Source organism: Paenibacillus agaridevorans, assembly GCF_018604145.1.
GTDB lineage: Bacteria > Bacillota > Bacilli > Paenibacillales > Paenibacillaceae > Pristimantibacillus > Pristimantibacillus agaridevorans.
Genome location: NZ_CP075889.1, coordinates 1,524,021 through 1,547,539 on the forward strand (window position 1 = coordinate 1,524,021; position 23,519 = coordinate 1,547,539).

Below are 23,519 nucleotides of genomic sequence, written 5' to 3' on the forward strand. Positions count from 1 at the left end.
TTATACAATAAACTTAATCAATAAGTAAATTACATTTCGCCAATTATGCAAAAGGATTAGAGAGGGGATTTGGCATATGCACGCAACAAATCTGTACAGAAGCTTTCGCAACCATGGCTGCAGGATTACCGATGATTTAATGTACAAAGGTTATCGTTCGCTCATTGTGGAGAATGAGCTTTTGCTCATTCATATCCTGCTGGACAAGGGCAGCGAACCTATCCGATTTTTACACAAACCGACCGATATGGATTTGATTTGGGTAACCAGAATGGGTATCCAGCCCGCTCATGCTCTGTTTCCCGATTATCAGACGACCTATACGGGAGGGTGGCAGGAAATGTTTCCGGAGGTCAGTTACACGCATGAGCTGGGCGATGCGATGATCCATCGCGGAGAATCTGCGGTAACTCCCTGGGATTACGAGATTTTGTGCGACAATGAGGCGGAAGTGAGGATAAAGCTGACTAACCGCTTGCGTTCGATGCCTTTTCTCATTGAAAAAGAAATTTGCTTGAAATCCAGAGAAGCCATTTTTAGAATCAATGAAAAAATAACGAATGAATCGCCAACGGTCGAATTGCATGCTAATTGGGGGCATCATCTGGCCTATGGCAAGCCGTTCCTTACTGGGGCAACCAAGGTCGAGTTTTCGGAAGGCGCCGTTGTTTGCAATCCGGTTAGCGGAGAACGCTGGAGCTGGCCGCACGCAAAGCAGGAGGGACAAAGCATTGATCTATCGCAAATGGCTGCGTCGGGTACAGCGCGAGATTTATTGTATATAGAGGCGCCGGATTATCGTTACACGCTGCGAAGACCGGAGGATGGGATTTGCTTAAACGTCTCGTGGGATGGTAATACCTGGCCTTATTTATGGTATTGGCAAAACTTCCAGCCTGCGAGCGGCGCTCCTTTTTATGGCTGCGAATACAATATCGGTCTGGAGATGTTTAACGTGATTCCAAAGCTGAAGCTTGCCGAAGCGGCGGAAGCCGGTCAAACTATCGTTTTTCCGCCCAGGCATACTGTTAGTTCTTGGCTGACCTTCGAAGTAACGGTGAGTTAATTTTTTGACAAAATAGGAACAAATGTTCTATAATGGAGAAAAATGATTCGGAGTTGAATGCCGGTGACCGTGAAATACGAATGGAAAAAGAACGACAAATCTTTGTATCTGCCGAAGGAGGAGCCGACCATTATCGAGGTTCCTGTCTTCAGGTATTTTATGATCAGCGGAGAGGGCAATCCCAATTACGAACCATTCCGGGAAGCCGTCGGAGTCTTGTACTCGTTGTCGTATGGGGTAAAGATGCTGCCCAAAAAGGGCGTGGCGCCGGAAGGGTATTACGAATATACGATATTCCCTTTAGAGGGAGTATGGGATCTCGCGGTAGAGGCACGAGGATTAGAGGTACTGGACAAAGATAAACTTCTGTATACGATCATGATCAGACAGCCGGATTTCGTTACGGAACCGCTGGCGATGGATGTGCTGAAAACCGTAAAAGCGAAGAAGCCTCATGTCTTGCTGGACAAGGTTATATTCGGCGAGCAGGAGGAAGGTTTGTGCCTTCAGATGATGCACCACGGCTCATATGACGATGAACCGCAAAGCTTCGCGAAAATGGAGCGGTACTGCGATGAGCACGGGTTAAAGCGAATCTCGAAGGTTCATAAGGAAATATACATATCCGACCCAAGGAAAACACAGGCGGACAAGCTTCGTACCGTGCTTCGTTTCCGAGTGGAGAAAAACGAATAAATAGCGATCGTCAGCCATGCATTGGCCAAGAAAACGTTAGGCTGGACGCCTCGGCATTCGTGGAGAGATCATCGAGGAGAACGACCTAATTAGTCCGGTAAAAATATAAAAAGTCCAAGCTCACGAGCTTGGACTTTTATGTTGATGCGGTCGAGAGGACTCGAACCTCCACGGCTGTTACACCACTAGAACCTGAATCTAGCGCGTCTGCCAATTCCGCCACGACCGCATGCCTGAAGTAACGAGATTTATAATAGCATGGCTTCCAAGTGGAAGTCAACGCCAACGCTAAAGTTTAAATTTTCAGCTTATTCCATCATTTTCCCTGCGAAATGTCATGGTACATAAATCCTGCAAAATCGTGGAAAGGTAAATGAAGGAATCGATGATGGAAAAAGAAAATTGACCCTAGGGGGTAGCGGAACAATGAATAGAAAAAAGACTAGTCAATCGCCGCAAGTGCAGTATACGAATAGGATGATGCCCAGATGGAAACGGGCTGCAACCGCGCTCACCATGACTCTAGCTATAACGGCTGCTTTGCAACCCTCAACGCTTACAGCCGCAGTCGATCAACCGTCTGAATCGCGTCAGCCATCCGATAGAACCGAAAAAACGGTCTCGATCGTTATCGACGACTTCGGCAACGGGATGGCTGGTACGGAGGAGATGCTGAAGCTGCCGGTAAAAATCACCGCTGCCGTCATGCCATTTTTGTCCACGACAAAGAAGGATGCCGAAGCAGCTTACAAGCTCGGACATGACGTGCTGATTCATATGCCTATGGAGCCGAATCATGGCAAAAAGAGTTGGCTGGGCCCTGGCGCCATTACCGCCGATCTTAGCGATGCCGAAGTGCGGGAGAGAGTAGAGGCTGCTATTGCGGATGTGCCGCATGCCGTCGGCATGAACAATCATATGGGCTCCAAAATAACGGCAGACGAACGTATCATGCGCATTGTGCTAACCGTATGCAAAGAGCGCGGACTGTTCTTTCTGGACAGCAAGACGAACTACCGCTCCGTAGTTGCCAAGCTGGCCCAGGAGATTGGTTTACCCGTACTCGAGAACAATGTGTTTCTCGATGATGTCTATACGGCTGAGCACATATCCAGGCAAGTTAACGTTATTCGCAAGCATATGGAGACCCATAATCATACCATTACGATCGGTCATGTCGGTTCCCCGGGTCTCAAGACGGCAGCTGTGCTGCAACAATCCATTCCGGGCTTGCAGGCGGAAGCAAAGATCTTAAAGCTGTCGGAGCTTATAGGTGCTTCAATTGGCGACCCATTGGTAGTGCCCAATCCCTGAAGCGATCGCCTCGGCAATCTCCAGTTGCTTGCGTGAATCGGTTAACATGCTCCGATCCTGATCATTGCTGATAAAGCCCATCTCGACAATGACCGAAGGCTGCTCCACTCTCCGCAGCAAATAAAATGGTTTACCCTCACGCGGGAGCTCGGAAGTATTTTGCTGTCGATTAAGAACTTCCTGAAGGCAGAAGGCGAGCAAGGCGCTTTCGCCTGTGTTCTGAAACAGGACAAGAGGACCTCGTTTCCTGCTGTTGCGTGCCGAGTTTACATGCAGGCTGACCATCAGCTCGCTGCCGATCTCTTCTGTTAATCCTCGGCGCTGCGAAAGGTCGCGCCTATGCCGTGAACTTGTACGGTGCCAGCGATTATCGTCGCTGAGCGCATAGTCGCCTGTCCGGTTCATGACGGCGGCAATGCCTCGGCTTCGCAATAACAAATAAAGCTTGCTCGCGATGGCTAGATTAATGTCTTTTTCCAGCAGATCGCCATGCGATGCTCCGCCGTCGATTCCGCCATGCCCAACGTCAATAATGACAGTCGTCGATGGCAATGCCCAGCGATCGCTGGATTGGGAAGGGAACGAGGCGGCCGACGCAACGGGATGAACCATAAACATAAATAATACAAGCAGTGTCAGCAAAAATCGAATCATGATCAACGTCAACCTCCTGCGACCGAATCAGAATGATTTATTTGACGTTAGCGTGGCTGTTCGGAGGTAATCTCATACATGATTATGACCGACCTAAAGCGGGAATAATGATAGTAATAACTCGCACTATAAGAAGCTGGAGGTGACGAAGATGAAGGGCGGAAGCGATCTTGTGAAGTATATGACGGAGCAATTCATTACGTATATGGAGACGCCGGCAGAAACGCGCAAGCAAGCAAAAACGTCAGCCAAAGCGGCAAAAGAGCCTTGGCTGACGCGATGGTTCGGATTCGGCGGCATGAGTCTGATGATGTGGTGGCGAGGCCGGACAGGACGTCAAAGGTAAAAGGATCCTAATGGTTGCAGCAAGGAAGCAGGAATATATCGTCGGACCGGAGCATTCTCTTCGCTGTCGAGCGAAATAAACAGCTCTCCGCCCGACCACTCCGTATATCCCGTGACGGACCACACATACGTCATCTTTCCCTGGAAGGACTTGCTGACGTACCTAAGCTCACTATTGTCTCGCAGGGCATCGGATAAGATGGATAGAGGATCGGCAGCAATCGAATAAGGACTTTGGGTGAGCCATGGCAATCGGCCATAAGGATCGAAAGAAGCCATGGCTCCAGCAGATGAGATCGAAGCATGGGCGTTCTGAACCCCATGCTTGTCTGCGTTGGCGGCTTGAGCAGCGGCAGTGGCCCACAGTCCGGCGTCAATCGGCAATTGTTCGCCCGAATAAGCATCTGTATAATGATTTTCGGTCAATGATCCAATACCGGCAATGCCGCCCGATATTTGCCAAGCAGCCAGCAAGGGATGGATATAGAGTCGGGTCGCTTTCATGGACGTCTCGCTCAGACCTAGTCTGGTTAAAGCGGATTTTAATATTGCCGAGCTAAAGGGCGGGTATTCCCCGATGCCGTATTCACCCAGTACATAACCTCCGCCATCCTTGGCATAAACAATCATATATCCGACAACGCTCTGACCTCGTCGCATCAATACGAGCCAGCTATGCGTTCCGGGTCCGAGCGCTGCGGTGCTTGCCCAAGCGCCCTTCCATTCCGCAAAAGCCCCATCCGGAGAATTCGCGAGCTGTTCGGCCCATAACCGTGCTTGTTCTTTTAATGAAAGGTCTTGTTCCTTGTCCAGCGTCGACATGGCTTGTCCGGTTGCATAGATTCTCGCGTCTGCTCCGCTCGACATGCTTAACATAACCGCGAGAACGGTCGCGGCCGTTGCGATCTTCCAGCTTGTTCGCATTGTAATCACCTCTCTGGATTCATTGTAGCGGACAAGCCTCAAGAAGACTGTTGCAACCTGTCGCCCAATAGCTGCCGGGGAACCGCTTCTTTTGCCGCAATGAAACGATTCCCGTCACAATGTCATCAATCTATGCCTTCCAGATGGAAAATGCCGCAGTTAATGGCGGAAGCCGTCACGCGCGGCTCGTATTGCCACTTGATTTCGGCTTGCCGCTGCATGTATTGTTCCTGAATGGCTGACTTGTTCTCGGGGAGGGCATGCTCCAGCAACGGCTCGTAATAAGCCTGAATGCGGGAAAGCTCCTCTTGCAGCCTCGCAGCAGCTCCTTCCGCCCAAGTGTAGTCGTATCCCTTGAGCTTACGCTCCAACGCCTGCTCAATTAACGTCAGCGCTCGGTTGTAGGATATGCCGTTGCGGGCTAGATGAATATTCGCAGGGAGTCTTGGCGTAAGCTTTTTATGCTGAAGACGGTCGTGAAAGTTTTCAATAATATGCCCGGTCACAAGCGACACGCCGAAGCTGTGGATTTCCTCCCGCTTGCGATCGCAAGTCAGCTCCACTCGCATATTAATGCCAAGCCATGCCGTATAAGGCGTCGAGCTGTACGGATTGCCGCCGCGCTTGTCCGGTTCCTGAAACAGGAACACATAGCTGCCTTTATTTCGAGTAGCACCAAACAGTTGATCCAGCCGGCGCGAGCCGAAATAGAGATCGTCGCGAGGAACGCGGGCGGGCGCGGCAAGGGTCGTGTGGACGAAGCCGAACGATCGGGCGAGGGCTGCATCCGCCGCCGGCGCAAGGCTTTCGCTGGCGGAGGGGCCGGGTGATGGAGCTGGCGCTTCCAGCATCGTCTCGTATCTAGTCTTGTCGGTGACAAACAGAAACGTCATCGTCTCCGGCTCCGCGCCTACACGGTCAACAAAGCTCCAGTAATAGGGACGATTCGTCAGCTCCCGATCGGCTTCCGGAGACAGCTTGACCATATAATGGGCATTCGACTTCTCCAGGATGGAGCAGCCCGTTGCTTCCAGAAATCGGCCAACGAATTTATGGATTTGTTTCTCGTTCACGGCTTCACCTCCACAGTTTGCCCCAGTCGGTCCAGCTTCACCAGCAAGTCGGGACTCTTAGCAAGTCCGCCTTCAGACTTCGCCCCTTCGCGCAGCTCGGATATGGAGCTGCCGAGCTCGTCGAGCTGACGTTTCAGCTCCTGTTCGTTTCCGGCTTCTAGCAGCGCCTTCGCCAGCCGCTTCTCGATCGATTCGCCTCCGTCGAGCCTCTCGAGTATATGGTCCAGCTCGCCGATCACGAGCTCGAACAGGTTGATCTTCTCGTGCAGCAAACCTACGATATGCTCTTCGATTGTGCCCAGCGTGCAAAGATTATAGATCTTCACATCTTCGGTCTGGCCGAGTCGATGCACGCGTCCGATCCGCTGCTCCACACGCATGGGGTTCCATGGCAGGTCGAAGTTGATCATGTTGTGGCAGAATTGCAGATTGATGCCTTCACCGCCGGCTTCCGTTGCGATCATAACCTGAGCTCTGCCGCGGAACAGGTCCATCATCCAATCCTTTTTGCCACGGTTCATGCCGCCGCGATAGGGGACGGCGATCATATCGTTTGCGCGGAAAAATTGCAGCAGATATTCCTGTGTAGCACGATACTCCGTAAAGATGATGACTTTTTCGTTCATCTCCTTTACTAGCTCCATCGTTTTTTCTGCTTTCGTATTGGCTTTAATGCCCTTGATCTTTTCGACGAGCCCCCAGATTTTGGCCCGGAGCGGAGAATCCTCCGACGTTTTCTTGAACAGATTGACCAGCGTCAGGAAAACGGCGTCGCGGCTGCTGCATACTTCGCGCTGCAAAGTAACGAGCGACAGCATGCTGGTCATGTCGCCCTCGCTTTCTTCGTAACGTTCCTTCACAAATCCGGTAACGGCATCATATAGCGCCTTCTCATCTTGGGACAGCGAGAGAGGGATGTTTTTAACGTACCGCTTGGTAAAGTGAATGCCTCCGTCGCCTCGCCGATTGCGAATCATGACATTCGACAGAGCCTCTTGCAGCTGATCTTCATTTTTCGGCAGCCGTTTATCCACGACGAAATTGGCGGCGAATTCGCTTTGCCCGCCTAACTGTCCAGGTTTGAGCAGCGTAATAAGGTTGTACAGCTCGTCGAGATCGTTCTGAATCGGCGTTGCCGTCAGCAGGAGGCAATATTTCTTGCGAAGCAGATTGGCGAACTGATAGTTCGTCGTTTTTTTGTTCTTCAGCTTATGGGCTTCGTCGATAATGATGAGATCATAGTCGGTGCCCAGCACGAGCTCCCGATGAGGATCTCGCTTGGCAGTGTCGATGGAGGCGACAACGACGTCGTAACCCCAAGTATGATCCCGTTTCTGGGCGACGGCCGAGATACCGAATTTTTGGTTGAGTTCCCGCACCCATTGCAATACTAAAGAAGCGGGAACGAGAATAAGCGCTCGCTTGACGAGGCCGCGGACCATATATTCCTTGAGCACAAGCCCGGCTTCGATCGTCTTGCCAAGTCCCACTTCATCTGCGAGAATGGCGCGGCCTCCCATCTCATGCAGCACCTTGCCGGCCGTGCCGATCTGGTGGGGGAGAGGCTCGAAGTCCGGCAGCGAGCGCAGGCATTGCAATTCTTCGAAACTCTCAACGCGCTTGGCATGTTCGGCTTCCATTGCGAGCTGGTATAACGTCCAGTCATCCCACGGTCCGCCTCGCGATATTCGATTCTGGAGCTCGTCGTACCAGGAACGGTCGAATTGCAGATCGACCAGAGGATGAAGTCTACGCGTAACGGCGGTATCGCTGCTTGCCGCTCCCGTGCTGGACGGCTGGTGCGGAGACGTAAGTTGATCGGTCATAGGAAGCTCCTTCCATTCTTAAAAAAGGGTGAAGTTGTCATTAGTATTGCCTTGTTGGACCATAATCATAAGACAGACTGGAAAATGAAGTGAATAACCATATATAGTGTGGTATAATATGAGGTATATACTATATGTAGATGGTGTCGGTGTCCGTAATTGTGAATTTATTCTCAGAATGCAAAAACAAAGGAGAGAATACCCATGCGGCTCGAAGGTCTAAGCGAAAAAATATTTCTGGATCGGTATGCCAAAAAACATCCTAACGGTCAGTTATGCAAACCTGGCGATACGGTGCTCGTGCTTGTAAAGGACGATCCTAAATTCCCGACGAAGGAAGTAGGAGTAGTCACCGCTCGCCAAGGAAATGAAGTTACGGTTCAACTCCGTGGAGGAGACTCGGTGAATACGACCGTAGAAAAGCTTGTGCTGCCTCTGGAGGTTACGCCTACCGGCATGTGGAACCGTCTTGCGGAGTCTATCGCCTCTGCCGAGGAACGCCCCGATAAACGCGTAGAGTGGGAAGGCCGGTTCCGCGATGCGCTGCAAGACTGGAAGCTTGTGCCGGGCGGGCGCATCATGGCGGGAGCGGGAGCCAGCGATGAGCTTACGCTTTTTAACTGTTACGTCGTACCGTCGCCGAAGGACAGCCGCGGCGGCATCATGACGACGCTGGGCGACATGACGGAGATTATGGCTCGCGGAGGCGGCGTCGGGATGAACCTCTCTTCGCTTAGACCTCGCCGCGCCGTCGTGGCAGGAGTCAACGGCTCCTCCAGCGGATCCGTCTCCTGGGGCGGCCTTTTCAGTTATGCGACGGGGCTGATTGAGCAAGGTGGAAGCCGCAGAGGCGCTTTAATGATCATGCTCAACGACTGGCATCCCGATCTGCTGGAATTTATTACGGTCAAGCAGAAGATGGGCGAGGTAACGAATGCGAATCTTTCTGTCTGCGTGAGCGACGCCTTTATGGATGCGGTGAAACGGGATTTGGAGTGGGAACTTGTATTCCCCGACACGAAGGAAACGGGTTACGACGAGCTGTGGGACGGAGATTTAGCGAAGTGGCGTGAGCTCGGCAAGCGGGTCGTTACCTATCGCAAGTTGCCCGCACGAGAAATATGGCATGTCATGATGGAGTCGGCATGGCGTTCCGCGGAGCCGGGCGTCGTCTTTATGGAGCGGTATAACAAGCAATCTAATAGTTGGTATTTTAATCCAATTGTGTCAACTAATCCCTGTGGAGAGCAAGGCTTGCCGGGCTGGGGAGTATGCAACCTGTCCGCCGTGAATTTGTCCCAGTTTTATGACGCGAAACGGGGCGACGTGGATTGGGATGAGCTCGCCCAAGTGACCCAGTCTGCCGTGCGGTTCCTGGACAATGTCATCGATAAGACGCCTTACCACTTTGAGCAAAATGAACGAAATCAGAAACTGGAGAGGCGAATCGGACTAGGCACCATGGGTCTGGCGGAGCTGATGATCAAGCTGGGAATCCGTTATGGGGGAGAGGAATCGATTGATTTCCTGGACCGTCTGTTCGGCTTTATTGCGAAGGAAGCGTACCTGGCATCCTCCCGGCTTGCGGCGGAGAAAGGTTCGTTCCCGGCGTTCGACGCGGATCTATATCTCCAAAGCGGATTTATGAAAGAGCTGGTTGCGGCCTATCCCGAGGTTGGCGAGGCGATCCGCAGGGACGGTATTCGTAACGTAACGGTGCTGACGCAGGCCCCTACAGGAAGTACGGGCACGATGGTAGGCACGTCGACGGGGATCGAGCCCTACTTCGCCTTCGAATATTACCGGCAGAGCAGGCTGGGCTACGACAAGCAGCTTGTGCCGATCGCGCAGCAATGGCTGGATGAACATCCCGGAGAGGAGCTTCCCGAATATTTCGTACCGGCGATGAGCCTCTCGGCGGAGGAGCATATTCGGGTCCAGGCGACCATCCAGCGTTGGGTCGACAGCTCCATCTCCAAGACGGCCAACTGTCCTGCCGACTTCACCGTGGAGGAGGCGAAGCATCTCTACGAGCTTGCTTATGATCTGGGCTGCAAAGGCGTCACGATCTATCGCGACGGCAGCAGGGATGTGCAAGTACTGTCGGCGGGAGAGAAGAAGTCCTCGGTCAAAGAAAAGTCTGATGCGGAACTCCAAGATAAAGCGGAATCTCCGACAGAATTTGAACAGACAGGCAATCTCACAGCTGAATTGACGGCCACGGAGACATCCAGCTTGGAGAATCCTGTATCCGTAGATAAACAATACAAGCGCCGCCCCTCGGTATTGCGCGGAGCGACCTACAAAATGAACACGCCGTTCGGCATGGCCTACATTACGATTAACGATCTGGACGGCTCGCCGGCGGAAATATTCCTCAATGTTGGCAAGGCCGGTTCCGACGTGTTCGCTATGGCCGAAGCCCTCGGCCGAGTATGCTCGTTGTTCCTGCGTTACGGCGATCACGGCAGCAAAGTAAATCTGCTGGTCAAACATTTAAAGGGGATCGGAGGCACCGGTGCAATCGGCTTTGGTCCGAATCGCGTAGAGTCTATTGCCGATGCCGTCGCGAAGGCGCTGGAAATGCATATAGAAGGGGGTCGGGAGCCGCTTGACGTTGTCTTCCAGTCGGAGATGGTACCAGATGAGCTGGCAGCAGCTCAAGCTGGCGAGAACGGAACGAGTGCCTATCCTAACTACGCAACCGACTCAGTAACCGGATCTTCGCAAGGGCATTTCATACACAAGGCCGAAATAGAGACTCATCCAGATCTATGTCCTTCTTGCGGCTCCGCTACGTTAATGAGTATCGAAGGCTGCAAACAATGTACGGTATGCGGGTTCAGTAAGTGTAATTAGGAAAGTTGGTTCCCTTTTGAAAGCTTAGGGTTTGTTCTGGTATACTCGAATAGATAGACAAACCTGAAGATCGAAGGGAGCGATTGACATGTATGATGTTGCTATTATCGGATCTGGACCTGCAGGAGCGAGTGCTGCTATCTTTACGGCTAAGGCTGGCAAAAAAACGATCGTGCTGGACGCCGATCAAAGCATTACTAAAAGGGCCTGGATCGAAAATCATTATGGCGCGCCTGAAATCAGCGGGCCGGATCTCGTAGAGACAGGCAGAAAGCAAGCGGCTAAACACGGAGCAGAGCTGGTTGCTTCCAAGGCGGTTGCACTGGAGACTGCAGGCGAGAACCTCCGTGTGCAAGCGGAGGATGGCACGGTCTACGAAGCGAAGCATGTTATTTTAGCAACCGGCATGTCGGTTGAGCTGGCTGAGGCTAGCGGCGTGGCGGTGAAGCCGGGAACGGAGCCGCGCATCAAAAGTATTGTGGATTGCGATGCGGAAGGCAAAACCAGCGTGGCCGGCGTATGGGCGGCGGGCACTGTTGCAGGCGTCAGCATGCATACGATTATTACCGCGGGAGACGGCGCGAAGGTCGCTATTAATGTGATCAGCGAGCTTAACGGTACCCGTTATGTCGATCATGACGTACTGAAAGTGAACGGTTAGTCTAAGAGATTCAAATCGATAGGGCCCAATTTATAACGTAATGATGAAAACACATATGATACCAGCTAGTCCGGGCGCTGCCCGGACTTTTTGTGTTGTCAAATTTTAGTAGGCAAATAGACCCTGATATAGTATGATGATAGTCATATTTTGAAGCATTAGGGGAGGGTACCGGATGGATAGGGATCTGCCGCCGCAGTCGGATATGGCTATGCAGTCAACTCGCTATAAGTCTTTGGCGGATAGAATTTGGCAATACAAATTTCATTATATCATCGTCATACCTGCATTTTTTCTCGTTTTTGGATTAAAGATCATGCCTTTCCTGAACGGACTGTATGCGTCATTTCTGGAATACCAACCTTATTTGGGGGTCGGAGGCAGCCCATGGGTCGGATGGGATAATTACAAGGCACTTTTTCAATCTCCCGAATTCCGGAGCGCATTGGGTAATACATTGACTTACAAGATCATCTATATCGTTGCCGGAGGCTTGCTTGCCTTTGGAGCCGCATTGGCGTTAAGCGGTATTCGATCTGGAAAGCTGAGAAGCTGGATCGCTTCGATGCTTGTGTTGCCCTACGTCATTCCTTCCGTCGTACTTGGACACTTCGCGATGCTGATGTTTTCCGCTACTTCGTCTCCTTTGGGACCGACAGACCGCTTGCTGCTTGGGGAACCGGGACCTTTCCGAATGATTCTGTTGGCGTTGGAGCTTCTGAAGTATGGCGGCATACCGATGATTATTGCTTTGGCGGCGATTTCTGCGACGCATTCCAGGTTCGGCGACGGTATTAGCGGTGCGACGTTCGGTCGTTTGAATGCGCTTCCCGCAGCGAAGGCGGTTGCGGCTGTTATGCTGCTCCAGCTCGCCATGTTTACAACGACGGATTTCGAGCTGCTGCATACTTTGTTTAATCCTCTTGTCATGGACACGGCCATGACAGTTGATCTGTTCGTTTATCAGATGGGCTTCCTTCAAATGAACACAGGCCCGGCATTTTCGGCTACGATTCTTTCGTATGGACTGCAGTTGGCGCTCGCGCTGGCAGCCTATTTTATTGTACGAGGAACCTTGCTGGAATCGTTGTTTCAGCGTGATGCCGATTCGGCTGCAAATTTAAAAGGCGGCTCTGCGGTTGCCGGAGGAGTCGTTGGGGTTGCAGGCACGGGACTCGTGTTGATTGTACTTTACTTTATCTTCATAGATCCATTTCTAAGTCAAAGCTCAACGGAAATTCCGTTAACCGAACTTCTGTGGCTGCCGAACGTGGCACTGGGCGCCGTATTGTTCTGGGGAGCGACGCTGATTAGCATGCTCGTTTCGATTACCCTTGCGTATCCTATGACGGCGCGCCGCCTGCCAGGCGGAACGTTGTATCGGATCGCGCTGATTGCCGTCATGGGCATCGGAACGGGGACGTTTTTTGAATACATGCAATTCCAATGGCTAGGCATGGTGAATACCATATTTCCGATAACCATCGTGGGTTTTATTAACATTGTTTCGGCATTTGTGCTCAAGAGCATCTTTAACGGCCAATACGGCCATTTGAAGGAGCAGGCGGAGCTCGAAGGACGCGGAGAGTTTGCCACGTTGTTCACCTTGTTTTTGCCGAAGATATGGAAACCTTTGCTGGCTTTAGGCGCGCTTCAATTTATCGTGTTATGGAACAGCTATCTTCCTTCGTTCCTTTATATTGCGGATTCTTCCAAACATCTTGGCATGATGCTATTTCGTAATGCGATGTATATGAGCGATCAGTTGGGCATCGATCGCGGCGACCCCGTCCTGTATCGGATCGGTGCGCTCTTGAGCCTGCCGCCGCTTGTTTTATTCCTGCTTTTGCGCAAATGGATCGTTGGCGGGGTGCTGTTAGGAGGATTGTTTAAAAGGTAGTTCAATTATTAGAATGATGAAAACGCCTATTCTAATACGAGTTCAAAAAGTTTGGTTTTCAGCACATGAGCTTATGCTTCCGATGCTGCGTTTTTCAAAAACGCTGTAGAAGATTGAATGAAGGTAGAAAGTGAGGAGCGGAGCGTAGTGGAGCTACGTGAGCACCGGAAGTTTCGCCTGAATTCAATATTCGATGTCGAGTAAGCAACGCGATCATACTTCGTGATCAAAAGCGGACTTTTTGAACAACCTCTTCTATGAAATTCGCGGGCTTCATATAGTAGTAACAACGCTAGATTGAATTGGGGGTTGCTACTATGATGTACAAGCTTCGCGAAAGACTCGTTTCAGGCACCTTTTTTGCATCCACTTGTTTGTTGTCCATGGTATTAAGTGTAGGGTGGGGGCTGGCTGCAGACTCTCACCCGACTACATATGCTGCCTTGCATACGGAAACAGAAGGGGCAGGCGGTCTTTCGACATTTCTGCAGCCCGCTCATGAGCCGAAGGTTTCGTTCCTCGGCGGGATCCAAATGTTTCCGGGATGGGATGCCGCTTCGTTAACCGCTCCAGTTCAAGGCGGAGCAGCTTTGATAACAGCCGCCGCACCTCCTGCATCTGCGGCTACTGCTCAACCATCCCCCTCAAATACTCCGGACAAGCTTAATGCTGCGTCAGCTCCAATTGACAAGGCGGACAAGCCAGCTGCATCGGATGCCGCATCGGCGACTGCACCGGCGTCTCCCGCCAAGGACAAGCCCGTCAGCGTCGCAAGCTCCTCGCCTCGAGTGTTGGTCTATCATACGCATAATCGCGAATCGTATTTCCCGGAACTCAAGGAAGGGACCAAAAACGCCAGCTCCAAGACGGTAAACGTCACGCTTGTCGGCAAGCGGCTGACGGCCAGTCTGCAGAAGCTGGGCATTCCCGCCTTGCAAGAGAAGATGGATTATCCGACCACGATCTCCAAGTTTAATTATGCCTACTCCTATAAGTATTCCAAACAGACGGTTGTCGACGCGTTAAGCGAGAACAAGGAGCTAACGTACCTGCTCGACATCCACCGCGATTCCTTAAAGCGCAACAAAACGACGGTCGAAATTAATGGGAAAAACTACGCTAAAATCCTGTTCGTAATCGGCGAAAAAAATCCGAACTGGAAGGACAACAAAGCGTTCGCAACACAACTTCACGAAGCGTTAAACGCCAAATTCCCGGGCATCTCGCGAGGGGTGCTCACGAAAGCTCCGGGAACGGGCAATGCAGAGTATAACCAATCGCTGTCGAAGAACAGTCTCGTCGTCGAGATGGGCGGTGTCGACAACACGCTGGAAGAAAGCTACCGTACTGCGGACGCTCTGGCCGCCGTTCTGCATGAGCTTGATCAGAAAATCAAAGTTTAGCTGCCCCGAAGCAAACCTGTATTTTGAATAACCGTCACGAATTCTACCTCGCAGTTGAGCCGGGGCAAATAGTCTTCTCTCCATTGCTCAAGCTGTTGGCGGGTCAGGTTCGACCGAAAATATTGCCCGGTAGCCAGTATATCCGCTCGGGTAGCTTTCATCTTGCCGATAATGTTGTCGTATCGGCTCTGCAGCAGTTTGTTAACCTCATGCCTGATGCTCTCCTGGGAAGGCGAACCTTTCGTCTCCAGCAATGTCACCTTAAGCCGAATCTTCGACTTTAAATAGGGGACGCCGTTTTTCATCGTATGCCGGTGGACGGTGGCGCTGCTGATGATCTCGACCGTCGCGTTCTTCATGACTTCAATCTTGCCCTGCGCGCTGCTGCCCTTAAACGAATTGACGATCAACGTCTCCCCGGGGGTTAAGTTACCGACCATCCGTCCGCTGCCGATGATGGCCGAACCTCTGCTCTCGATCACGGTCCCGGTGCCGGAGCGAATGATCGGTATGGAGACGTCGTGCGTATAGGAGTTCATGCTTCGGAACACTTCCCAGACGGAGGATTCCGCGAGCTGAGGATTCCAACCGGCATTTTTTTCGAAGAAGCTGAGCAGCACGGTTCCATTGTTTTTGTGGAAGGTATTAATGTTCTTAAAGAACGACTCCAACGGCTCGTCGCAGATCGCGACCATAACCTTGGCGGATATGTCGTGCGCGCGCATAAATGATTCGATGACGTCTCCCAATCCTTCCTTGGCGAATTCGTCCTCGAATAAGATGAGCTTCAGATGCAGCAGATCGATTTGGCTTTCCATATTGGTGCTTATTTTATCGACAATATCGTTAATGGTCGTTCCCTTTCCTTCGATCACGCGAAGAGCGGTAGTTCCTTCCGTCGGTTCCGGCACCTGCAAGACGACCTTGTATATGCCATCCCGTTTGGCGATGCCCATAACGATCGGAAGGGAGCGGTGATTAATGTCTTTGTTATCCCAGCAGCCGCCAGCGGGAAGCGTGAGCAGCATCGACAGACAGACGGCAATCCAGCGATATTTTAAGGATTTACCCATACGCTGCGCCCCCCTTCCGCTTGTGAAGAAGGCCCATGGCCAACGTAACGCCCGGAATGACGAACATGACGTAGAGTCGGAGGAATGTATTCCACCAAATCAGCTTCTCCAGTTGCTCCCAGTCGTCGATGCTTATGCAGATAATGAGCAACACGAAGGCGATAGCCAAAACGATTGGCCACGTCCGTACCGCGATTACCCTCTGCACCAGGTAGGCAGCGTTCCAGAGCATCAGCGAGATAAAAAGAAGGACGAACGCGATCATGCTCATCGTAAAGAACAACGACGTGCGCTCGAACATGAGCCAGTTCACCTCTACGATATCCGTCACGAAGATAAACGGGAACATCAACCTGGAGGCCGTGCTATGGCCGAAGGTCAAGAGCGGAACATACACGGCAATCCCGTACAACGGCAGCAACAGGAAGCTGGCATACCGAATATAACGCTGATTGAATGCCACTTCCGGTTGAACGAATCCGAGGAAGAGGAAGCTGCCGCCTACCGCCAACAATCCCATCAAAAATGAGCGGTTGTAAACGAACGACCAGCGAAATGCTCCGCCTTCGAATAGGGGGATCACGTAATGCCAGTCCACATGCTGAAAGGACGAGACCAGCACGAACAAGGTGGGAGGCATGCATAACACGAGCAGCAATAATCCCGTTCGCAAAATGGCTTCAATGCCTTGCAGCGCGAGATAGGCTGCAAGGATGGCCGTTAGCAGCATCGTTGCCCAGAGAGGCGTGCTGGAGAGGAAGATGATCGTAATCATTTCCCCGTACGACCGGATCGAGATGACGATGACCGCAAGCAAATACACAAAGACGGGGGCAAGCAGCAGTACGGCGATCCACTTGCCGGCGTCAAGGAAGATGTCCACGACATTTCGCCGATCGAACAGGCTAAGCCCTTTCATGTAGCTCCATACGACCAGGATATGAAGCAGGAAACCCGTCAGAATGCCGATCCAGTGGCTGACTTCCATCGCCTGGATCATATTGTCCGGATAGAGGAAGAAGATGACGCCGATATGCGTCAAAATATACAGATTCGCCACTTGCCAGGTTTTAACCATTCGGCTCACCTCTCGGTTTCATGAGGTGCATGTAAGGGATGCCGAACGAGGTGACGCCGGCCATATAGGAGCAAACCAGGAACAAGCCGGCGAGCAGCCCCATTACGCCGTAGATCGCCGATAAGACGACGAGCAAATATTTGAACAGCCGGATGGTGACCGAGTTCTGAAAGCCGACTACCGCCGAGTTTGCGATCGTTGTCGCCGCGAGAATAATAATGAGCAAATTGCTGACGAGTTTCGCGCTGACGACGGCTTGTCCCAAAATAATGCCTCCAACCATCGTGAGCGTGGGACCGATGCTTTTGGGCAGCCGAATGCTGGCTTCCAGGATCAGCTCCAGGATGACGAGCAGGAGCAGCGTTTCGACCAGGGACGGATAAGGCACATCGATCCGACTTTTTGCGATCGTCAGGGCGAGCTCGATCCGCAAGACATCCGGGTTAACCGAGACGAGCGCGACATACAAGCCTGGAATGAGAATGTTGATCAAGACTCCGAATACGCGCAAAAAACGAATGGCATACATAAAGATGACAGGGAAGCTGCGATCGTTCTCCACGGCGAACATATCCCACATCAGGCTGGGCAGGATGATGGCGAAGGGCATCCGGTCCATAAACAGGACAACCTTGCCTTTGCTTAAAGCCGTCTCCGCTTCCTGAGGCAGCTCGGAGGTGTTGAACTTGGTCACGAGCGACCACTTGGAGAAGCCGAGAGCCGCCGACAGCTGCTGCAAATTTTGAATGTTCATCTCTTTGTTCTTCTCGAGCATCGCGACGATTGCGTCCCGAAGCCGAACGTCCACGACGGTATCGTCGCATAACAACACAATCCGCTTCTTCTGAATCGTCCCCAGCAAATAGGAATGAACATGTAGAGAAGGGGAGGCGACATGCTTGCGAATAAGTCCTATGTTTGTATCGATATCCTCCACGAAAGCGCTGATCGAGCCGCGAAGCACATTTTCCGTCGTAGGCGGTTCGATCGAACGCGAGAGGGGACGGCCAACAGGAGCGACAAGCACGTAGGCGTCGAATCGCTCGAACCAGAGAATGAGGTGGCCGGCCAGCATGGATGTCAATAATTGATGCTCTGTCGGCTCGGCTACGATAGGTCCAAGGTTGCCGATCACAGACTCTAGCGGCAATCCCATGTTCGTATCCTGGTGAACTTGCTGCTGAATATGCAGGAGCGAGGCGTTAAAGTCGATCAGGGAGCTCAGCCCCGTCAGTTCTACTTCCAGGCCGGACAACGTCATTTTCTGAAAACGTATATCAGCATTCAGGCTTGTCCGATGCTTTAAAGCTTGCAGAATCGTCATGAGATGCTCCTAAGTGTATGCTTTTCTTAGCAGTATCTCCATGGCGGCTATCTCGTCATACCAAAAACCGGCAGACAGAAGTCTACCGGCTAATTGTGGATAGGGATCGGATCAAAAGATGCGATGCGACCAGCCATTTAACTTGGCGAACGCTTCCGCATAATAATAATCGCCATAGATTAACGATACGTTGATGTTCTGACCGGCAGGCTTGTGGCCTGTGCCTTCAACGAGAATGGCTTCGTGCCCAGGGCGATCCCATGTAGCGTAGTTTTCTGTCAGAGAATGCAGGATACGGTGCGCCGCATCGCCATAAATTCGTTTCTCCTCCACGCCTACTAGCTCGGCTAGCTCCAGCAAGCCGGAAGCGGCGATGGCGCCTGCCGATGTGTCGCGCGGTTCGCCTTCGATCGGATGCGCCCGGAAATCCCAATGCGGAACATGATCTTCGGGCAGCGAGGCGATAAAATAGTGCGATACGCGTTTCGCCGCTTTCAGGTAACGATCCTCTCCCGTACAACGATAGGCGATCGAGAGACCGTATAAAGCCCATGCATTGCCGCGGCTCCAGGCCGAAGTGCCCGACAGGCCTTGTCCGCCCAACTGCTCCAGGAACTCGCCGCTCTCCGGATCAAACGACAGAATATGGCAGACAGAGCCGTCGTCGCGGATCGCATGTTTCAAGAACGTATCGGCATGACGGATGGCGATATGCTTGTAGCGGGGATCGCCGGTCGTGCGGCTCGCCCAGAACAAAAGCGGAATATTCATCATGCAGTCCACGATGGCCCAACCGATTGCTTCATCCGTATTCCATGCGCGGATAAATTCACCTTCGACGTTAAAGCGTCCGGCCAAATAATTGGCGGCTTTCAAGCCGATGCGCAGCGCTTCCTTATCTCCCGTGAGCTCGTATTTAAATACGGCAGTAGGAAGGAACTGAAACCCTACGTCATGATGCAGTCCGATGGGGTGCTCGGAGAAGCAGCGCTCAAGACTCGCGTCCCAGTCCCACGCTCCTTCTTTAAACGATTCCTTGCCGGAGACGTCGAACATCAGCCACTGCAAGCCCGGCCAGAAGCCGGATGTCCACCAGCTATGGCGCAGATCGTCGTAGATGCCATCCTCTCGGGCCACATGGGGCGACTTGCCGCCAATTCTTTTTATCATATCTTCTACTTTGTTCGTGATAGCGGTCATCGTTTGGTTAACGTAGGTTTGATCCATCGATTGGTCAGCTCCTTGTCATGTTTCTTATGCTCCAAGTATAGCGCCTGACAAACAAACAAAGTTGCAGTACAATGAGTGAAAATGTTGTTATATTGACATTACATATTACGTGGAGATGAAGGACATGAAGGATTTATTCTATAAGTCGATCAATCCTCAGGGCAAGCCGTTCCTGTGGTCGCATCGGAGATGGACGCAGGAGCCGTTCGACGGTTATTATCATTGGCATTGGGGTTTCGAGATGCTGTTCGTGCATCAGGGGAGCGGAGTTGTGATCGTCAATCAGAGGAGGTATGAAATGCGGCCTGGATCGCTCTTCTTCTTTTTGCCGAATCAACTGCATAAGGTGCATGCGGATATAAACGAAGAACGGCCTTACGAGAGAAGCATCATCCATTTCGAGCCGGCTTTCCTGGAGCGTTTCCTGCCGCCGTTTCCTTCACTTAGAGATACGTACATGCGGATGAAGAAAGGACTGCTTCGGAAGCAGAGCTTGGAGCTTTCTGCCTGCCAGACCGAGCTGGGAGCAGCGTTCGACAGCTTTCAAGGAGTCATTTATGACAGTGGTGCTGGAGGCGGGGAGGAAGAGGGGGCAGCGATTCTTCTGCTGCAGCTGCTGACCTTCATTCAGCGCGAAATTGCGGAGCCGATAGCCGGGGAAGGTGTTAAGCCGATCCGTCATTCCGACGAAATCATGGCCTGGATAGAGCGGCATTATTCGGAGCCGTTCCAGCTGGATAAGCTTGCGGCGGAGCTGCATATGTCGGGTTCTTATCTGTCGCGGCTGTTCCGTCAGGAGACGGGCAGCAGCATTACGGGATACCTTGCTGCGCGTCGGATTCAGCAAGCATGCAGTCTGCTGCGCGGGAGCGACAAGCCGATCGAGCTGATCGGACAGCAAGTCGGCCTGCCTAACGTTTCTTATTTTATCCAGCTGTTCAAACGAACCATGGGCATCTCCCCGCATCAGTACCGTCTGAAGCTGTAAGAGGTTGTTCAAAAAGTCCGCTTTTGATCACGAAGTATGCCAAGAAGCGTGCTCGACATCGAATATTTCCTGATACCCACGAAAGTGAAGGGAAGCTTCGATGCCAATTCCGATTACTTTCGCGGGGCCCGAAGTTAGGCGAAACTAAGCGGATGCTTTCGAAGTATGTTTCCTCCGGAAACATTGCAGGTGCTCACGTAGCTACCACTACGCTCCGCTCCTCAGTTTCTACCTTCTTTCAATCTTCTCGGTGCTGAAAACCGAACTTTTTGAACTCGAATATAAGAAGCGGGCTGCCCATCACTTTACCGTTTCAGCTTGAAGTGCACGACGGCGCTATAAAGGAGCCGTTCTGTACGGGGATTGACCACCACCTGATGAGAGACGGAATGAACGTCGAGCATAAGCGCCTTATTGATATCAATCGCCCGTTCGATCTGGCCTTCCAGCGACTTCAAGTCATCCGCCTCGTATAACTCGACCTTGGAATCCAGTAGGTCCAGCTTAAAATCCATAACTTTCCCCTCCTGCTTGTCAACTGAATCGTAATATGAAGATCGAATTCTATTCTAACCGATCTTGCGGCGGTATCCAATAACGATCCAATTATGATACTATAAAGAACATTAGGCTGGTGGAAGGGAGGGGCGGCTAATGGGCAATGTGCCCGGTTCTGTATGGATATTTTCGGTGATCATTATCGTATTGGTGACCTGGATTACCCTTTGGGTGACGAGGAAAGCCTATTCGAAAAAATGGGACGAAACCGATGAATGAGATAACCTCTATCGTGGCCTTTCGGAGATGAGCGACCGAGTTTTGAGGTGAAGGCGATCATCGCCCTCAGTAAAGCCAGGCGGCGGCGCCTGGTTTTATTGGCGTGTCGCGGGAAAAAAACAAAATCAGTCACTCACCGCTTATCGGACATATATGACGCTATTCATCGATTTTTTAGGTTTTCGAAAATCTAACGGACACACACGACCTTATTGGCATATTCATCGCGTAAATTGGCTCCGTTACGACTCATAATGTTTTTCCTGTCCGTTAGATTTGTTTGAGGTTAAAAATCGGACAAATAGCGTCGCTGGTGTCTGTTAGATTTTCAACCTCAGCCGATTATTGGACAAACGGAGCATACTTTTAAACCTCATTAGGCGCTCATCCCGTCATTCAGTCAAACGAAGCATACTTTTATATCTCATTCCGCGCTCATACCAGATCTGTTCAATCCTCCAAACACCTTAATCTGCATAAGTATTTTTCCACATATCCACAAGACTTATGGTTGCATAGTTTCCTAAACAACAAAAAAACTTCCCGCGACCAGGTCGGCGAGAAGTCTTGAAATTAAAAGTTCCGAGAAAAAAATGGTGCCGTCGAGAGGACTTGAACCCCCAACCTACTGATTACAAGTCAGTTGCTCTACCAGTTGAGCTACAACGGCACATGTTGTTATCCCTGTGTTACCGGGGACAAGACATATTATTGCACAAAACCAAAAATGAATGCAAGCCATTTTTTGAAGTTCTAATTTTCAGAAAAGTGACAACTTTTCTGAAAGTGAAAAGCGCTGTTCTGCCAAAGGACGGCGACAGCCGTTTCACTTTGGGCTTCGACTACCTCGCAAACCAGGCCATGGATAATTTCCGCACTCCTTCGCGCAACATGTCTTCCTGCATGCCGCCGAAGCCTAACATAACGAATTCACGCGCTTCCGCATCCGGGTTGCTCCAATGTTTGGCGGCGGGGTACACGAGGCAGCCGGCTTGCTCCGCTAACGCAACAAGCTCCATGGCATCTCTGCCCGGCACGCGCAGCAGGATGTGCATCCCCGACGAATCGCCGACGATGCGAACACGTTCTCCCATCGTGGAAGAAACGGCATCCGTCAGTGCCCGATACCTGGCTTGATAAACACGTCTCATCCGGCGGATATGACGACCATAATGGCCTTGCTTGATGAACAGCCAGACCGCTTGTTGAATCATGGGGGAGACGGAGCAGCTGTAATTCGCCATACGTTCTGTCATAACGGGAACAAGCCTGCGCGGAACAATCACATAGCTGAGTCTGGCGCCGGGCAGGAACGACTTCGACAAGGTACCCAGATAGATGACTCGATCATCGTAATCCAGCGCCTTTAAGGATGGCACAGGTCTGCTGCCGTAACGGAACTCGCTGTCGTAGTCGTCTTCGAGAATGAGCGCATCGCTTGCGGATGCCCACTTTAGCAGGCGTTGACGTTTCTCGATGGACATGACCATTCCGAGCGGGAATTGATGCGATGGCGTCACGTATGCGACCTTGGCCGTCGATTGCTCCAGTGCCGTGACATGAATGCCGTCCGCCTCTATCGGGATGGATGTGATGCGGCAACCCATGCCGGCAAGAACGCTTCGAACGCCGTTATAACCAGGCTCCTCCATGGCGAATTCGGCCTGTCGAAGACCGAGGGTCTGAAGCAGGAGAGAGACGGTGTACTGGGTGCCCGCACCTATGAAGATCTGATCAGGGGAGCAGACCGCACCGCGAGATTGATACACATAATCGCAGAGCTCTTCCCGCAGTCCGAGATGTCCAAGCCGATCGCCGTAGCCTAATATGCCGTATGGCGCTGCAGCTGCCGCATCGTTAACCGATTGCGTAAGGCACGACTTCCATATATCGAATGGGAAGCGGTCGAAGGCAATATCGCCGTACCGAAATTCGTAAGGGAGGAAGGAGGACTCCTTCTTGTTAGTTGAGTTCATTGCCACGGTTGCCAGATCGTCACATTTTTTATGCATCTCCACATGCTGGACGGGAAGAGGACTCCATAGCTCATCCAACGGCTGTATATGGTAGCCGCCTCTTTCCTTGCTCTCGACATACCCTTCGGCAACCAACTGGCCATAGGCAGCCTCCACTGTATTTTTGCTTATGCCCAGATGCTGGGACAGTGCCCGTATCGAGGGCAGCTTGCTTCCGCTTGACAGCTTGCCGGCTTCGATCGCTTCGCGAATATATCGATACAGCTGAGTATAAAGCGGAGTTCCCTTTTCCTTGCCAATCGCAGGCGTAATGGATTCAATCATCGATGGATCTGTCCCCTTGAATTTTGAT

20 protein-coding genes and 2 tRNA genes are annotated in these 23,519 nt (G+C 51.8%); 10 read left to right on the top strand and 12 right to left on the bottom strand.

All coding sequences use genetic code 11. The features are described 5' to 3' along the window. Positions 1 to 76: 76 nt before the first annotated feature. Together KJW29_RS05920 and KJW29_RS05925 are read left to right on the top strand one after the other, a co-directional pair. A complete protein-coding gene (locus KJW29_RS05920) occupies positions 77 to 1,066 on the top strand; it encodes an aldose epimerase family protein (protein ID WP_214629104.1) in 990 nt (329 codons plus the stop codon). A gap of 57 nt (positions 1,067 to 1,123) precedes the next feature. Continuing rightward, positions 1,124 to 1,762: a GyrI-like domain-containing protein gene (locus KJW29_RS05925; RefSeq protein ID WP_425517494.1), complete on the top strand. Its 639-nt coding sequence runs from the start codon at positions 1,124 to 1,126 to the stop codon at positions 1,760 to 1,762. A 145-nt stretch (positions 1,763 to 1,907) separates the two neighbouring features. Here the strand turns inward: KJW29_RS05925 and KJW29_RS05930 are convergent. Further along, positions 1,908 to 1,991, bottom strand: a tRNA-Leu gene (locus tag KJW29_RS05930). Between the two features lie 197 nt (positions 1,992 to 2,188). Here KJW29_RS05930 and KJW29_RS05935 point away from each other — a divergent pair. Next, positions 2,189 to 3,076, top strand: coding sequence for a divergent polysaccharide deacetylase family protein (locus KJW29_RS05935; RefSeq protein WP_246608607.1), 888 nt, complete (start codon positions 2,189 to 2,191; stop codon positions 3,074 to 3,076). Here the strand turns inward: KJW29_RS05935 and KJW29_RS05940 are convergent. Further along, the gene (locus tag KJW29_RS05940; RefSeq protein WP_214629105.1) at positions 3,041 to 3,730 is read right to left on the bottom strand and encodes an N-acetylmuramoyl-L-alanine amidase family protein; all 690 of its coding nucleotides are present in this window, start codon (positions 3,728 to 3,730) and stop codon (positions 3,041 to 3,043) included. The two genes, KJW29_RS05935 and KJW29_RS05940, sit on opposite strands and share 36 nt — an antisense overlap. A 151-nt stretch (positions 3,731 to 3,881) precedes the next feature. Here KJW29_RS05940 and KJW29_RS05945 point away from each other — a divergent pair, with 151 nt between their 5' ends. After that, positions 3,882 to 4,076 (top strand): YqzE family protein, encoded by a 195-nt coding sequence (locus KJW29_RS05945; RefSeq protein WP_087567634.1) that lies wholly within the window; start codon positions 3,882 to 3,884, stop codon positions 4,074 to 4,076. On the opposite strand, the gene KJW29_RS05950 is transcribed toward KJW29_RS05945, so the two are convergent. The 3 genes from KJW29_RS05950 to KJW29_RS05960 form a co-directional block, all read right to left on the bottom strand. Then, entirely contained in the window at positions 4,067 to 4,999 is a 933-nt protein-coding gene (locus tag KJW29_RS05950; RefSeq protein ID WP_214629106.1) for a hypothetical protein, read from the bottom strand. The two genes, KJW29_RS05945 and KJW29_RS05950, sit on opposite strands and share 10 nt — an antisense overlap. A 125-nt stretch (positions 5,000 to 5,124) precedes the next feature. Beyond that, positions 5,125 to 6,072: a YqhG family protein gene (locus tag KJW29_RS05955; RefSeq protein WP_214629107.1), complete on the bottom strand. Its 948-nt coding sequence runs from the start codon at positions 6,070 to 6,072 to the stop codon at positions 5,125 to 5,127. Beyond that, on the bottom strand, positions 6,069 to 7,898 hold the full coding sequence (locus KJW29_RS05960) for a DEAD/DEAH box helicase (protein ID WP_214629108.1): 1,830 nt from the start codon (positions 7,896 to 7,898) through the stop codon (positions 6,069 to 6,071). Before KJW29_RS05960 ends, KJW29_RS05955 begins: the two co-directional genes overlap by 4 nt. A gap of 204 nt (positions 7,899 to 8,102) precedes the next feature. On the opposite strand from KJW29_RS05960, the gene KJW29_RS05965 reads away from it, so the two are divergent. From KJW29_RS05965 to KJW29_RS05980, 4 genes are all read left to right on the top strand, one after another. Further along, a complete protein-coding gene (locus tag KJW29_RS05965; protein ID WP_214629109.1) occupies positions 8,103 to 10,757 on the top strand; it encodes an adenosylcobalamin-dependent ribonucleoside-diphosphate reductase in 2,655 nt (884 codons plus the stop codon). Positions 10,758 to 10,845: 88 nt separating this feature from the next. Continuing rightward, positions 10,846 to 11,418, top strand: coding sequence for an NAD(P)/FAD-dependent oxidoreductase (locus KJW29_RS05970; RefSeq protein WP_214629110.1), 573 nt, complete (start codon positions 10,846 to 10,848; stop codon positions 11,416 to 11,418). Positions 11,419 to 11,593: 175 nt separating this feature from the next. Next, positions 11,594 to 13,318, top strand: coding sequence for a hypothetical protein (locus KJW29_RS05975; protein WP_214629111.1), 1,725 nt, complete (start codon positions 11,594 to 11,596; stop codon positions 13,316 to 13,318). A 317-nt stretch (positions 13,319 to 13,635) separates the two neighbouring features. After that, the gene (locus KJW29_RS05980; protein ID WP_214629112.1) at positions 13,636 to 14,721 is read left to right on the top strand and encodes a stage II sporulation protein P; all 1,086 of its coding nucleotides are present in this window, start codon (positions 13,636 to 13,638) and stop codon (positions 14,719 to 14,721) included. Here KJW29_RS05980 and KJW29_RS05985 read toward each other — a convergent pair. The 4 genes from KJW29_RS05985 to KJW29_RS06000 form a co-directional block, all read right to left on the bottom strand. After that, a complete protein-coding gene (locus KJW29_RS05985) occupies positions 14,718 to 15,794 on the bottom strand; it encodes a Ger(x)C family spore germination protein (RefSeq protein WP_214629113.1) in 1,077 nt (358 codons plus the stop codon). The genes KJW29_RS05980 and KJW29_RS05985 overlap by 4 nt on opposite strands. Further along, positions 15,787 to 16,872, bottom strand: coding sequence for a GerAB/ArcD/ProY family transporter (locus tag KJW29_RS05990; protein WP_214629114.1), 1,086 nt, complete (start codon positions 16,870 to 16,872; stop codon positions 15,787 to 15,789). The genes KJW29_RS05985 and KJW29_RS05990 overlap by 8 nt, the downstream gene beginning before the upstream one ends. Continuing rightward, positions 16,865 to 18,196 (bottom strand): spore germination protein, encoded by a 1,332-nt coding sequence (locus KJW29_RS05995; protein ID WP_214629115.1) that lies wholly within the window; start codon positions 18,194 to 18,196, stop codon positions 16,865 to 16,867. The genes KJW29_RS05990 and KJW29_RS05995 overlap by 8 nt, the downstream gene beginning before the upstream one ends. A gap of 111 nt (positions 18,197 to 18,307) precedes the next feature. Then, the gene (locus tag KJW29_RS06000; RefSeq protein ID WP_214629116.1) at positions 18,308 to 19,423 is read right to left on the bottom strand and encodes a glycoside hydrolase family 88 protein; all 1,116 of its coding nucleotides are present in this window, start codon (positions 19,421 to 19,423) and stop codon (positions 18,308 to 18,310) included. A gap of 127 nt (positions 19,424 to 19,550) precedes the next feature. Between KJW29_RS06000 and KJW29_RS06005 the strand changes: the two genes are divergently transcribed. Beyond that, positions 19,551 to 20,414 (top strand): AraC family transcriptional regulator, encoded by an 864-nt coding sequence (locus KJW29_RS06005; protein WP_214629117.1) that lies wholly within the window; start codon positions 19,551 to 19,553, stop codon positions 20,412 to 20,414. Positions 20,415 to 20,719: 305 nt separating this feature from the next. Here KJW29_RS06005 and KJW29_RS06010 read toward each other — a convergent pair whose 3' ends face one another. Beyond that, positions 20,720 to 20,929, bottom strand: a complete 210-nt coding sequence (locus KJW29_RS06010) for a DUF2536 family protein (protein ID WP_214629118.1) — start codon at positions 20,927 to 20,929, stop codon at positions 20,720 to 20,722. Between the two features lie 139 nt (positions 20,930 to 21,068). On the opposite strand from KJW29_RS06010, the gene KJW29_RS36430 reads away from it, so the two are divergent. Continuing rightward, the gene (locus tag KJW29_RS36430) at positions 21,069 to 21,191 is read left to right on the top strand and encodes a hypothetical protein (RefSeq protein ID WP_256975597.1); all 123 of its coding nucleotides are present in this window, start codon (positions 21,069 to 21,071) and stop codon (positions 21,189 to 21,191) included. A 594-nt stretch (positions 21,192 to 21,785) separates the two neighbouring features. On the opposite strand, the gene KJW29_RS06015 is transcribed toward KJW29_RS36430, so the two are convergent. Both KJW29_RS06015 and pdxR read right to left on the bottom strand, forming a co-directional pair. Beyond that, positions 21,786 to 21,861: transfer RNA gene (locus KJW29_RS06015), tRNA-Thr, on the bottom strand. A 172-nt stretch (positions 21,862 to 22,033) separates the two neighbouring features. Next, positions 22,034 to 23,491, bottom strand: a complete 1,458-nt coding sequence (pdxR, locus tag KJW29_RS06020; protein WP_214629119.1) for a MocR-like pyridoxine biosynthesis transcription factor PdxR — start codon at positions 23,489 to 23,491, stop codon at positions 22,034 to 22,036. Between the last annotated feature and the right edge of the window lie 28 nt (positions 23,492 to 23,519).

Coding starts and splice junctions, on each gene's coding strand:
- pdxR (WP_214629119.1), bottom strand. CDS start 23,491: ATGATTGAATCCATTACGCCTGCGATTGGCAAGGAAAAGGGAACTCCG.
- KJW29_RS05970 (WP_214629110.1), top strand. CDS start 10,846: ATGTATGATGTTGCTATTATCGGATCTGGACCTGCAGGAGCGAGTGCT.
- KJW29_RS05950 (WP_214629106.1), bottom strand. CDS start 4,999: ATGCGAACAAGCTGGAAGATCGCAACGGCCGCGACCGTTCTCGCGGTT.
- KJW29_RS05995 (WP_214629115.1), bottom strand. CDS start 18,196: ATGACGATTCTGCAAGCTTTAAAGCATCGGACAAGCCTGAATGCTGAT.
- KJW29_RS05980 (WP_214629112.1), top strand. CDS start 13,636: ATGATGTACAAGCTTCGCGAAAGACTCGTTTCAGGCACCTTTTTTGCA.
- KJW29_RS05960 (WP_214629108.1), bottom strand. CDS start 7,898: ATGACCGATCAACTTACGTCTCCGCACCAGCCGTCCAGCACGGGAGCG.
- KJW29_RS05925 (WP_425517494.1), top strand. CDS start 1,124: ATGCCGGTGACCGTGAAATACGAATGGAAAAAGAACGACAAATCTTTG.
- KJW29_RS05935 (WP_246608607.1), top strand. CDS start 2,189: ATGAATAGAAAAAAGACTAGTCAATCGCCGCAAGTGCAGTATACGAAT.
- KJW29_RS06000 (WP_214629116.1), bottom strand. CDS start 19,423: ATGGATCAAACCTACGTTAACCAAACGATGACCGCTATCACGAACAAA.
- KJW29_RS05990 (WP_214629114.1), bottom strand. CDS start 16,872: ATGGTTAAAACCTGGCAAGTGGCGAATCTGTATATTTTGACGCATATC.
- KJW29_RS05945 (WP_087567634.1), top strand. CDS start 3,882: ATGAAGGGCGGAAGCGATCTTGTGAAGTATATGACGGAGCAATTCATT.
- KJW29_RS05985 (WP_214629113.1), bottom strand. CDS start 15,794: ATGGGTAAATCCTTAAAATATCGCTGGATTGCCGTCTGTCTGTCGATG.
- KJW29_RS06005 (WP_214629117.1), top strand. CDS start 19,551: ATGAAGGATTTATTCTATAAGTCGATCAATCCTCAGGGCAAGCCGTTC.
- KJW29_RS36430 (WP_256975597.1), top strand. CDS start 21,069: ATGGGCAATGTGCCCGGTTCTGTATGGATATTTTCGGTGATCATTATC.
- KJW29_RS05940 (WP_214629105.1), bottom strand. CDS start 3,730: ATGATTCGATTTTTGCTGACACTGCTTGTATTATTTATGTTTATGGTT.
- KJW29_RS05965 (WP_214629109.1), top strand. CDS start 8,103: ATGCGGCTCGAAGGTCTAAGCGAAAAAATATTTCTGGATCGGTATGCC.
- KJW29_RS05975 (WP_214629111.1), top strand. CDS start 11,594: ATGGATAGGGATCTGCCGCCGCAGTCGGATATGGCTATGCAGTCAACT.
- KJW29_RS06010 (WP_214629118.1), bottom strand. CDS start 20,929: ATGGATTTTAAGCTGGACCTACTGGATTCCAAGGTCGAGTTATACGAG.
- KJW29_RS05920 (WP_214629104.1), top strand. CDS start 77: ATGCACGCAACAAATCTGTACAGAAGCTTTCGCAACCATGGCTGCAGG.